Raw genomic sequence first — 12149 nt, 5'->3', positions numbered from 1 at the left:
ATTCTGGCAATAATAATTCTTATTATCAATACAAATGTTAATTTATTATCAAAATTGTGTTTGTATACATACACAAAAACTACGGGTTAGTTACATATTGTGCGATATTTACACTTTTTCGAATCGGGGAAACCCACATCATCCACCAGGATAAATTATTGGCCGCTGGCGCTATGCGCCGGACTGTTGGGTATCGGCCAGAATGGGCTGCTGGTGGCGTTACCTGTATTGGTAAGTGAAACTAAACTGTCACTGTCAGTTTGGGCGGGTTTATTGACGTTGGGCTCAATTCTTTTTCTTCCCGCCTCGCCGTGGTGGGGACGACGAATCGATCGATACGGTTGCAAACCGGTGGTGGTGGCGTCGTTGGGCGGGTATTTATTGAGTTTTATTCTCTTGGCGCTGGCCTGCTTGGGGATGAGTCAGGGAGGGTTGTCCTCGTCGCTGGGTTTGTGCGGATTGATTGCGGCGCGAATTGTTTACGGGCTGACGGTTTCTGGTATGGTGCCTGCCTGTCAGGTATGGGCCCAGCAGCGGGCGGGGCCGGACCATCGCATGAGGGCGCTGGCCGCGATCAGTTCCGGCTTAAGCTGCGGACGTCTGTTCGGCCCGCTGTGCGCGTCGGCGGTGCTGGTGTTGCATCCGCTGGCGCCGCTGTGGTTGATGGCGCTGGCGCCTTTGCTGGCGTTGCTGATTATCTGGCGTGAGCGGGGCGAACCGCCTCAGATATCGGCCGCCCGTTTACCGGTGCGGCTGCGTACCAATATGTTGCTCTATTTGTTCTGCGCGCTATGTCTGGCCGCCGTCGTCAGCCTGATGCAGCTTGGGTTATCGCCTGCGCTAAAAATTCGGCAGTACGCCAGCGGCCAAGCGCTCAGCCATCAGGTGGCGCTGCTGCTGAGCCTGGCGGCCATTACCGCGCTACTGGCACAGTTTATGGTGTTAAGGCGGCAGCTTTTTACACCCTATGTGCTGTTGATCCTGTCGGGCGGCATCATGACGTTGGGGTTGGTATTGATGGTATGGGGAGGCGTGACCCTGTTTTATCTTGGCTGCGGGATTACCTCGTTCGGCGCGGCGCTCGCTACCCCATCCTATCAAATGCTGCTGAGCGATCGGCTCCAGGCCGGGGCCGGGGCCGGGTGGATCGCTACCAGCCATACGCTGGGTTATGGCCTGAGCGCCTGTCTTGTTCCGCTGGTGACGATGTGGTGGGGAGAGGCCGCGCTCATCGTGTGCGCGCTGGCGATGGCGTTGCTCTTTTGCATAATGAGCGGGGGCATTTGGCGCCAACGGCCGCGTTAGCGGGGGCGGAACCACAGGGGGCACCTGACGGTGCCCCTGATTAAGCGATCAATGCAGGAATGACGGCTGATTTTTCTCGTATTCTGAGATGGACGCTTCGTGTTGCAGCGTCAGACCGATACTGTCCAGCCCGTTGAGCATGCAGTGGCGACGGAAACTATCGATTTCAAATGGATAGCGCTTGCCCCCACACTGCACAACCTGATTCTCCAGATCGACGGTAAAGGTAATGCCTTCCTGTCCGTCTACCAGTTTAAACAATTGATCCACGTCAGCTTCGCTCAGCGTCACGGGCAGCAGTTGGTTGTTGAGCGCGTTACCGTAAAAAATATCGGCGAAGCTTGGCGCGATGACGACCTTGAAGCCGTAATCAGTTAACGCCCACGGCGCGTGTTCACGCGACGAACCACAGCCAAAGTTTTCACGGGCCAGCAAAATGCTGGCGCCTGTATAGCGTGGTTTGTTCAGCACGAAGTCAGGATTGGGTTCCTGACCGGCTTCATCCAGAAAACGCCAGTCGTTAAACAGATGCTGGCCAAAACCGGTACGGGTGACCTTTTGCAGAAACTGTTTAGGAATAATGGCGTCGGTATCGACGTTGGCGGCATCAAGGGGAACCACCAGACCGGTATGTTGGGTAAATTTAGCCATGTTGGTTTCTCCCTTAATTCAACTTGCGGATATCGGCAAAATGCCCCGTCACAGCCGCGGCCGCGGCCATCGCCGGGCTGACCAGATGCGTACGTCCGGCACGGCCCTGACGACCTTCAAAATTGCGGTTACTGGTTGACGCGCAGCGTTCGCCGGGGTTCAGACGGTCATTGTTCATCGCCAGACACATGGAACAACCGGGCAGACGCCATTCAAAACCTGCTTCAATGAACACTTTATCCAGCCCCTCCAGCTCCGCCATCGTTTTAACCGGGCCGGAGCCTGGCACCACGATAGCCTGAACGCCTTGCGCCACCTTGCGCCCTTTGGCGATTTCGGCCGCCGCGCGCAGGTCTTCGATGCGCGAGTTAGTGCAGGAACCGATAAACACTTTATCGATCGCAATATCGGTCAGTTTTATGCCGGGCTGCAAATTCATATAAGCCAGCGCTTTGGCGGCGGAAGCGCGTTCCACGGGATCGTTGAAGGATTCAGGAGACGGGATGGCCTGATCGACAGCGATAACTTGACCGGGATTGGTGCCCCAGGTCACCTGAGGCGCGATCTGCGCCGCATCCAGTGTGACAACGGTGTCGAACTGCGCGTCGTCGTCGGACTTCAGCGTGCTCCAGTAAGCGACCGCCGCATCCCAACTCGCGCCTTTCGGGGCGAACTGCCGCCCTTTGACGTAGTTGAACGTGATTTCATCCGGCGCCACCAGACCTGCTTTGGCGCCCATTTCAATCGCCATGTTGCACAGTGTCATACGGCCTTCCATACTCAGCGACTGAATGGCTTTACCACAGAATTCAACCACATGACCGGTGCCGCCCGCGCTACCGGTTTTTCCGATAATGGCCAGCACGATATCTTTCGCGGTAATACCCGGCGCGGTATCGCCCGTCACTTCGATCTTCATGGTTTTGGCGCGGCCCTGTTTCAAGGTTTGCGTCGCCAGTACGTGTTCTACTTCTGACGTACCGATCCCAAATGCCAGCGAGCCAAACGCCCCGTGAGTCGCTGTGTGGGAATCGCCGCACACAATGGTCATCCCCGGCAGCGTCATGCCCTGTTCCGGGCCGATAACGTGGACAATGCCCTGGAACGGGTGGTTCAGATCGTACAATTGTACGCCGAACTCAGCACAGTTCTTGATCAGCTCCTGCATCTGAATACGTGCCATCTCACCGCTGGCGTTAATGTCTTTAGTCTGGGTCGAGACGTTGTGATCCATGGTCGCAAAGGTTTTACCCGGCTGACGAACCTGACGGCCCATCGCACGCAGGCCGTCAAAAGCCTGCGGCGACGTGACTTCGTGTACCAGATGGCGATCGATATACAGCAGAGGCGTTTCATTCGGCGCTTCGTGAACAACGTGCGCATCGAACAATTTTTGATATAACGTCTTACCCATGGTTATGCTCCTTGCGCCACAAAACGGGCAATGGTGTCGCCCATTTCATTGGTACCCACTGTGCTGTTTTCACTGGCCAGGTCAGCCGTACGATACCCTTCAGCCAATGCGGTATTGACCGCTGTTTCGATAGCCTCAGCCGCGTTATCCGCCTCCAGGCTATGACGCAGCAGCAGCGCCAGCGATAAAATTTGTGCGATCGGGTTGGCAATGTTTTTGCCCGCGATATCCGGGGCGGAACCGCCCGCAGGCTCGTACAAGCCAAACCCCTGATCGTTGAGGCTGGCGGACGGCAACATCCCCATGGAACCGGTAATCATGGCGCATTCGTCTGACAGAATGTCGCCGAACAGATTGGAACACAACATCACGTCAAACTGGGACGGATCTTTGATCAACTGCATGGTGGCGTTGTCGATATACAGATGGGACAGTTTCACATCGGGATAATCTTTGGCGATTTGATTAACGATCTCACGCCACAGGATAGAACTCTGCAAAACATTGGCTTTATCGATTGAGGTCACGATTCCGCGGCGTTTGCGCGCGGATCTAAACGCGATATGCGCGATGCGCTCAATCTCGAAACGGTGATAAACCTCGGTATCGAAGGCACGCTCGTATTGACCGCTGCCTTCGCGTCCCTTTGGCTGACCAAAATAAATGCCGCCCGTCAGTTCCCGTACGCACAGAATATCGAACCCTTTGGCCGCGATATCGCCACGCAGCGGACAGAAAGCTTCCAGCCCTTGATACAGGCGGGCCGGGCGCAAATTGCTGAACAGTCTGAAATGTTTACGCAGCGGCAATAACGCCCCGCGTTCCGGCTGTTCCTCAGGGGGCAGATGTTCCCATTTCGGGCCGCCCACTGAACCAAACAAAATCGCGTCCGCCTGTTCGCAGCCGGCGATGGTCGTCTGCGGCAGCGGCGTTCCCTGACGATCGATGGCAATGCCGCCCACGTCATATTCACTGGTGGTGATACGCAGATTAAAACGTTGGCGTACGGCGTCTAAGACTTTATGGGCCTGCGCCATTACTTCCGGGCCGATACCGTCTCCGGGTAAGACGGCGATATGGTAGCTCTTGGTCATCACACTGTTTCCTGACTATTTTGTTGTTTGCTGTTGTACTGTTGCAGGCGCTGAAGTTCTTTTTCTACCTGCTGAGCGCGTTTGATGTTGTTTAGTACGTTTACCATCGCCTGAGCGGAAGCCTCGACGATATCCGTTGCCAGGCCGACGCCGTGGAAACGCCGCCCCTGAAAATCCGTGACGATGTCCACCTGCCCCAGGGCATCCCGGCCTTGTCCTTTGGCGGACAATTGGTATTTGACCAGTGAAATCTGGTAGCCGGTAATCCGGTTGATCGCCTGATAAACTGCATCAACCGGTCCGTTGCCTGTTGCGGCTTCCGCCTGTGTTTCATCACCGCAGTTCAGTTTGACCGATGCGGTCGCCATCACGCTTGAGCCGGACTGCACGCTGAAATAATCCAGACTGTAAAAATCCTGCTCTTCCTGCTGGCTATTGATAAACGCCAGCGCTTCCAGATCGTAATCGAAAACCTGACCTTTTTTATCGGCCAATTTCAGAAAGGCGGTATACAAATCGTCCAGATTGTAATCACTTTCCTGATAGCCCATTTCCTCCATACGGTGTTTGACCGCCGCCCGACCGGAGCGGGAAGTCAGATTCAGTTGGACTTCTTTGAGACCGATGGATTCCGGGGTCATGATTTCGTAATTTTCGCGGTTTTTCAGCACGCCATCCTGGTGGATACCGGAAGAGTGGGCGAACGCATTGGAACCCACCACGGCTTTGTTGGCCGGAATCGGCATGTTGCAGATCTGGCTGACCAGTTGGCTGGTACGGTAGATTTCCTGATGATGGATATCGGTGTGGATATTCAGGATGTCATGACGGGTTTTAATCGCCATGATCACTTCTTCCAGCGAGCAGTTGCCGGCGCGTTCGCCGATGCCGTTCAGCGTGCCTTCCACTTGGCGCGCGCCCGCATGAACCGCCGCCATCGCGTTGCCTACCGCCAGACCCAGATCGTCGTGAGTATGGACAGAAATGATGGCTTTATCGATATTGGGAACACGTTCATACAGCGAGGCAATGATGTTGCTGAATTCATGGGGCAGGGTATAGCCGACAGTATCGGGAATGTTAATCGTACGGGCGCCGGCATTGATCGCCGCTTCCACGACGCGGCACAAGTCCGCGATCGGCGTACGGCCGGCGTCCTCACAGGAGAACTCGACGTCGTCGGTATAGTTACGGGCGTGTTTGATCATGTAGACGGCGCGTTGGATGACATCGTCCAGCGTACTGCGCAGTTTGGTGGCGATATGCATCGGCGAGGTGGCGATAAATGTATGGATGCGAAACGCATCGGAGACGCGCAGCGCCTCGGCGGCGACATCAATATCTTTCTCGACGCAGCGGGTGAGGCCGCAGACCCGGCTGTTTTTGATGTTGCGGGCAATAGTCTGTACGGATTCAAAGTCGCCAGGCGAGGAAACGGGAAAACCCACTTCCATAACGTCAACGCCCATACGCTCCAGCGCCAACGCAATCTGGAGCTTTTCTTTCACACTCAAACTGGCCTGTAACGCCTGTTCGCCGTCACGTAATGTAGTATCGAAAATAATGACTTGCTGGCTCATCAGTTTGGTTCCTTGTCATGTTTCTTGGCGCCGACGCGTAAAAAAAAACCCGCGCATCAGCGCGGGTTTTTATTGGGTGGCGTGAAATCAGTTCTGAATCCTGCCCACCAGCATACCGCGCAATAGAGATGCGTTTAGTAGTAGGCCTAGTAGGAGAGTGAAATTGAACATAATGCCCCGTCATTTGAAATTTGATAACGCTCTATTGGTACTTGATTTTCGGGGTTATGTCAATCGTTGATTGACGTGACGCACGTTAAGCAGTCTCTCGATAGCCCGCTGTTTATGTCAGAAATAGCGTTGCGGTTTTGAACAATGACGGTAGACTGCGAACCAAATAATGTACGATTGTATGGCTGAAATTTTTTCCTATAAGTCGCCTGTTGCAAATACAGAATCCTTTATGGGCATGGAGCTGTGTCGCATGGTGATCGATCAATGCCTCGAGTTGAAAATCGATGCTGTATATCTGGAATCATGATGGTCTGCGTTGTAAGGAAGGCATTTTGCCTCTGGATAATTATTTGTTTTAGTCTCAAGATTTCATGCTGGATTTTGTGAAGAATGTATAAGGTATAAAAGTTTATTTTCAGTTTGTTGTTTGAAATATTGTTCTTTCTGCGACTTATTCTCTATAAGAACCTCAAGGCGTGGTGGTTTTTTGCTGTGAGCCTGAGTCATAATCCCGCATTACGTTAATTGGTTATATTTAAAACCCTGTTGTGTTAAGAGGCAAAACCATGGAGATGTTGTCAGGCGCCGAGATGGTGGTCCGATCGTTGATCGATCAGGGCGTAAAACATGTGTTCGGCTATCCCGGCGGTGCTGTGCTGGATATTTACGACGCCTTGCATACGGTCGGCGGCATTGAACATATTTTGGTTCGCCACGAACAAGGCGCTGTGCATATGGCCGATGGCTATGCGCGTGCCACGGGCGAGGTTGGGGTGGTGCTGGTGACGTCCGGCCCTGGTGCAACCAACGCGATTACCGGTATTGCGACTGCCTATATGGATTCAATTCCTCTGGTGGTGCTGTCCGGTCAGGTGGCGACATCGCTGATTGGCTATGATGCGTTTCAGGAATGCGACATGGTGGGGATTTCCCGGCCTATCGTGAAACACAGCTTTTTGGTCAAACAACCGGAAGATGTACCGACGGTACTGAAAAAAGCGTTTTATCTGGCATCAAGCGGACGCCCCGGCCCGGTGGTGGTGGATTTGCCGAAAGATGTGATGAACCCGGCTAATAAGCTACCTTATGTTTACCCCGGTCATGTCAGCATGCGTTCCTACAACCCGACGGTGCAGGGACATAAGGGACAGATTCGGCGCGCGTTGCAAACGCTGCTGGCGGCTGAAAAACCGATTATCTACAGCGGTGGCGGCGTTATTAATTCAGGCTGTCACGAGGAGCTGTTGGCGTTTGCCGAAAAGCTCAATCTTCCCGTTACTTGTTCATTGATGGGGCTGGGCGGTTTCCCGGGGACGCATCGCCAATGTCTTGGCATGCTGGGTATGCACGGTACGTATGAAGCCAACATGGCGATGCATAACGCCGACGTTATTTTCGCGGTCGGCGTGCGTTTCGACGATCGCACCACCAATAATCTGACGAAGTATTGCCCTAATGCCACCGTGTTGCACATTGATATCGATCCCGCGTCCATTTCCAAAACGGTAAAAGCGGATATTCCGATCGTAGGCGATGCCAGACAGGTACTGGGCCTGATGCTCGAATTGCTGGCTCAGGATGAGGCGCAACAGCAGTTTGATGCGTTGCGCGACTGGTGGCGGAACATTGAACAATGGCGTACCCGGCATTGCCTGAAATACAGCACCGACGGTGACAGCATCAAGCCACAGGCGGTGATCGAAACGCTGCACCGTCTGACCGGCGGTAAAGCTTATGTCGCGTCGGATGTGGGCCAGCATCAGATGTTCGCCGCGCTCTATTATCCCTTTGATTTGCCACGCCGATGGGTGAACTCCGGCGGATTGGGAACCATGGGATTCGGTCTGCCCGCAGCGCTGGGGATCAAGCTCGCTCTGCCGGAAGAAACCGTTATCTGTGTCACCGGCGACGGCAGTATCCAGATGAATATTCAGGAGTTGTCCACCGCGTTACAGTATGAGTTGCCAATCGTGGTGGTTAACCTGAATAATCGTTTTCTGGGCATGGTAAAACAGTGGCAGGATATGATTTATTCTGGTCGTCACTCTTACTCCTATATGGAATCGCTGCCGGATTTCGTGAAGCTGGCCGAGGCTTACGGACATATCGGCATTTCCATCAATACGCCGGATGAACTGGAAAGCAAGTTGGCGCAAGCACTGGCGCAGAAAAATCGCCTGGTCTTTGTCGATGTCAATATCGACAGCAGTGAGCACGTTTATCCTATGCAGATTCGCGGCGGGGCGATGGATGAAATGTGGCTTAGCAAAACGGAGAGAACCTGATAATGCGTCGGATTTTATCAGTATTACTTGAAAATGAATCAGGTGCACTGTCGCGTGTCGTCGGCCTGTTTTCACAGCGTGGCTACAATATTGAAAGCCTGACGGTCGCGCCCACTGACGATCCAACGCTATCACGCATGACGATTCAGACCGTTGGTGATGAAAAAGTGCTGGAGCAGATCGAGAAGCAACTGCACAAGCTGGTGGACGTATTGCGCGTTAGTGAATTGGGGCAAGGCGCGCACTCTCACGTTGAACGTGAAATCATGCTGGTTAAATTACAGGCAACCGGATACGGCCGCGAAGAAGTAAAACGCTGCGCGGATATTTTCCGCGGACAGATCGTCGACGTGACGTCTTCGCTATACACCGTTCAACTGGCGGGCACCAGCGATAAACTGGATGCCTTCCTGAATGCCGTGCGTGAAGTGGCTGAGATTGTGGAAGTGGCGCGTTCTGGGATTGTAGGCGTCGCCCGGGGCGATAAGGTCATGCGCTGATATCTATTTTTCGCTGCTTTTTTTCTTTAGAGGCCCGATAATATTATCGGGCCTCTAAGTTTTTTCCGGCTATATCCTTATATATCGATTTAACAGGCGTAAAGAAAGCGGGCGAGCGAACACGTTCAGCCACATCACTTCACTTGTAATCTGAAGGATATATGATAAAAGCGGTTGCCGTTCGGCAACTTCTGCTGTTAGATCTACGCGATATCCATGATGAGCTTATGGTCATCGCCATTTTATTTATCCGGCTTACTAAGGGGTTAACGTGAAACTGGATGAAATCGCGCGTCTTGCGGGTGTTTCACGCACTACTGCCAGCTATGTGATTAACGGGAAGGCCAAGCAATATCGTGTCAGTGATAAGACCGTTGAGAAAGTCATGGCTGTGGTCAGGGAACATAATTATCATCCCAATGCCGTCGCTGCTGGATTACGTGCCGGGCGCACCCGCTCTATTGGTTTGGTTATTCCGGATCTGGAAAATACCAGCTATACCCGAATTGCCAATTATCTGGAACGTCAGGCCCGTCAACGCGGCTACCAACTTTTGATCGCCTGCTCCGAGGATCAACCTGATAATGAAATGCGCTGTATCGAGCATCTGTTGCAGCGTCAGGTTGATGCGATCATCGTATCCACGGCGTTGCCGCCCGAGCATCCCTTTTATCAACGCTGGGCAAACGGCGGCCTGCCGATTATCGCGTTAGACAGAGCGTTGGATCGTGAGCACTTTACCAGTGTGGTTGGTGCCGATCTGGATGATGCCGAGATGCTGGCGCAAGAGCTTAGAAAAGTACCGGCGGAGTCCGTACTTTACCTGGGCGCACTGCCGGAGCTTTCCGTCAGTTTTCTGCGCGAACAGGGTTTTCGCCAGGCCTGGGCGGATGACCCCCGGAAGATTAATTACCTTTATGCCAACAGTTATGAACGCGTAGCGGCCGCTGCGGTGTTTGCTGATTATCTTAAAGATCATCCTATGCCAAAGGCGTTGTTCACCACGTCTTTTCCGCTGTTGCAAGGGGTGATGGATGTGACGCTGAAACAAAACGGGCGCTTGCCGAATAATCTGGCTATAGCGACCTTTGGTGATAATGAGTTGCTGGATTTTCTGGAATGCCCGGTTTTGTCTGTCGCCCAGCGTCATCGTGAAGTCGCTGAGCGCGTGTTGGAATTGGTGCTGGCCAGTCTGGATGAACCGAAAAGGCCGAAGCCGGGCCTGAATCGTATTCGGCGAAATCTGTATCGCCGTGGCTCACTCAGCCGGCACTAAATTCCGCTTTTATTGCTATCGCGCCATGTCTCTGAGGATGGCGCTCATTCCTTATACTGTCTGTTACCCCGAAGCTTATTACCCTGAAACGGTCACCCGGAAGAGCCGGCGGCAATATTCCAGAAAATAGCCGTACAGGATGCCCATCACCATCGAAATTACCACATTGCTGCTAACTGCCGTCAGTATTTGTGATGAGTCAGCGCCGATTATCCGGAGAATGGCGACATACACCGGAGACTGGAAACTGACATAGGCAAACAGATCGGCCAGATTGCGTACAATAAAGTGGCTTGAACCGTGGCGTTTGGCAAAGCACAGGAGACGATCCCGATAAACGCCATAGGGCCAGGCAATAACAATATTGACAGGAATGGATAATAGTCTTGAAGAAAGCGACTGTTCAAAACTCATACCTGACAGCACAAGCTCGATCATCATGCCGGTGATGAAACAATACACGACTAATGCAAAGGTATCTGCCGTTGCACTGCGCAGTCTTGATGTGGGGGAAAACATACTGATTCACTCCGGATCGAAGCATAGAATAAAAAGCAGATAATGATTCTTTATAAAGGCTTTTATTTCGGTTTTATTTAATTTGTGTAGTTTACATCACTAGTGGTTAGCGAGATAAGTAGGGATAAATTTTTATTTTTTTCTTCTTGGTAGGCTTTTGCGCTATTTTATATTTTATTAGACGATTTTTTACGTATTTACGGCGATTATCTGATTAAAAGCCTTTTTTAACAATGAGTTGATTTTCTCATAGGGCAGGGGGGCAGTGAGAAAAATAGCATCAAAGAAAGGGGGTGGAAATTGCCGGTAAAAAATGACGAGGTAAAGCTGTTCTCTTTTTTTGACGGCATGGGAGGGATGCGAAAAAGAGTATTTGCTCTCTGTCGACCAAATAAAGCTTGTCATTTTTACTGACTAATTCCACTCATAAGAAAACGAACATTAAAGTGAATAGACCGATGAATATAGAATTGATGATGTCAATGTCAGAAAAGTGATATTGAGCAAGTATTAACAATCGCGATATAATTCGCGCCCTAAGTGAAAGCCTTGTGAAGCAAGGCCTGACAGGGAATAGGACTATTCTGGAAATATTTCTATTTAGTATCATCCTGTGACAATAAAAATAATCAGTTAGCATGAAATTATTACTATATCTTTACACAGTCTAATTGCGTCAGTGAATTTCTCCTAAATTTTCATAATGTTAATCTTTATTAATTCTCCGCCGTTATTATTTTTACCTTCATGACAGCCTTAAATCGTGCAGAAATAATCCTCAGGCGCGTCCGCTCTGGCTTGACAAGGTTTTAATACCCTCCGTACACTCATTGATGTGGGAATTTGTGGGATAAAGTGGTGAAAAAGGTTATATAAGGGGTAAATCACGCATGTTTCGTGGTGCTACGCTGGTTAACCTCGACAGCAAAGGGCGGCTTGCCGTACCAACCCGTTACCGGGAAACGCTGAATGAGGAATCGCAAGGTCAACTGGTTTGCACCATTGATCTTCATCAGCCGTGCCTGCTGCTTTATCCCTTACCCGAATGGGAAATTATTGAACAAAAGCTTTCTCGTCTGTCGAGTATGAACCCAGTTGAACGGCGTGTTCAGCGTTTATTGCTGGGGCATGCCAGTGAGTGTCAGATGGATGGCGCCGGGCGTTTGTTGTTAGCGAACACGCTGCGGCAGCATGCAGGTCTGAAAAAAGAAGTGATGCTGGTCGGGCAGTTCAACAAGTTTGAATTGTGGGATGAACAGACTTGGTATCAACAAGTCAAGGACGATATCGACGCTGAACAATCGACTCAGGAACCGTTGTCTGAGCGGTTGCAGGACTTATCGCTATAGTC

At 51.8% G+C, this 12149-nt stretch carries 10 protein-coding genes; 5 read left to right on the top strand and 5 right to left on the bottom strand.

The annotated features are described in order from the left end of the window. The first annotated feature begins 99 nt into the window (after positions 1 to 99). Entirely contained in the window at positions 100 to 1305 is a 1206-nt protein-coding gene (locus EH207_RS14245) for an MFS transporter (protein ID WP_246048892.1), read from the top strand. Between the two features lie 48 nt (positions 1306 to 1353). Here EH207_RS14245 and leuD read toward each other — a convergent pair whose 3' ends face one another. From leuD to leuA, 4 genes are read right to left on the bottom strand one after another with little or no spacing between them, the layout of a single operon-like run. Beyond that, a complete protein-coding gene (gene leuD, locus EH207_RS14240; protein ID WP_137714585.1) occupies positions 1354 to 1956 on the bottom strand; it encodes a 3-isopropylmalate dehydratase small subunit in 603 nt (200 codons plus the stop codon). Positions 1957 to 1969: 13 nt separating this feature from the next. Continuing rightward, the gene (gene leuC, locus EH207_RS14235) at positions 1970 to 3370 is read right to left on the bottom strand and encodes a 3-isopropylmalate dehydratase large subunit (RefSeq protein WP_137714584.1); all 1401 of its coding nucleotides are present in this window, start codon (positions 3368 to 3370) and stop codon (positions 1970 to 1972) included. Positions 3371 to 3372: 2 nt separating this feature from the next. Then, entirely contained in the window at positions 3373 to 4464 is a 1092-nt protein-coding gene (gene leuB, locus EH207_RS14230; RefSeq protein ID WP_137714583.1) for a 3-isopropylmalate dehydrogenase, read from the bottom strand. Then, on the bottom strand, positions 4464 to 6044 hold the full coding sequence (leuA, locus tag EH207_RS14225) for a 2-isopropylmalate synthase (protein ID WP_137714582.1): 1581 nt from the start codon (positions 6042 to 6044) through the stop codon (positions 4464 to 4466). The genes leuB and leuA overlap by 1 nt, the downstream gene beginning before the upstream one ends. A gap of 740 nt (positions 6045 to 6784) precedes the next feature. On the opposite strand from leuA, the gene ilvI reads away from it, so the two are divergent. The 3 genes from ilvI to cra all read left to right on the top strand — a co-directional run bounded on the left by ilvI (position 6785) and on the right by cra (position 10279). After that, positions 6785 to 8503, top strand: a complete 1719-nt coding sequence (ilvI, locus tag EH207_RS14215) for an acetolactate synthase 3 large subunit (RefSeq protein ID WP_137714581.1) — start codon at positions 6785 to 6787, stop codon at positions 8501 to 8503. Between the two features lie 2 nt (positions 8504 to 8505). Continuing rightward, the gene (gene ilvN / locus EH207_RS14210; RefSeq protein ID WP_137714580.1) at positions 8506 to 9003 is read left to right on the top strand and encodes an acetolactate synthase small subunit; all 498 of its coding nucleotides are present in this window, start codon (positions 8506 to 8508) and stop codon (positions 9001 to 9003) included. Between the two features lie 271 nt (positions 9004 to 9274). Continuing rightward, positions 9275 to 10279, top strand: coding sequence for a catabolite repressor/activator (gene cra, locus EH207_RS14205; protein WP_137714579.1), 1005 nt, complete (start codon positions 9275 to 9277; stop codon positions 10277 to 10279). 78 nt (positions 10280 to 10357) lie between these two features. Here the strand turns inward: cra and EH207_RS14200 are convergent, their stop codons facing one another. Then, positions 10358 to 10798: an L-alanine exporter AlaE gene (locus EH207_RS14200; RefSeq protein WP_137714578.1), complete on the bottom strand. Its 441-nt coding sequence runs from the start codon at positions 10796 to 10798 to the stop codon at positions 10358 to 10360. A gap of 890 nt (positions 10799 to 11688) precedes the next feature. Here EH207_RS14200 and mraZ point away from each other — a divergent pair. Next, positions 11689 to 12147 carry a division/cell wall cluster transcriptional repressor MraZ gene (gene mraZ / locus EH207_RS14195; RefSeq protein WP_137714577.1) on the top strand — a complete coding sequence of 153 codons (459 nt, stop codon included), beginning with the start codon at positions 11689 to 11691 and terminating at the stop codon, positions 12145 to 12147. The last annotated feature ends 2 nt before the right edge of the window (positions 12148 to 12149 follow it).

It is taken from the genome of Brenneria rubrifaciens (assembly GCF_005484945.1).
Lineage (GTDB): Bacteria > Pseudomonadota > Gammaproteobacteria > Enterobacterales > Enterobacteriaceae > Brenneria > Brenneria rubrifaciens.
This window is presented reverse-complemented; position numbering and strand designations above follow the sequence as displayed.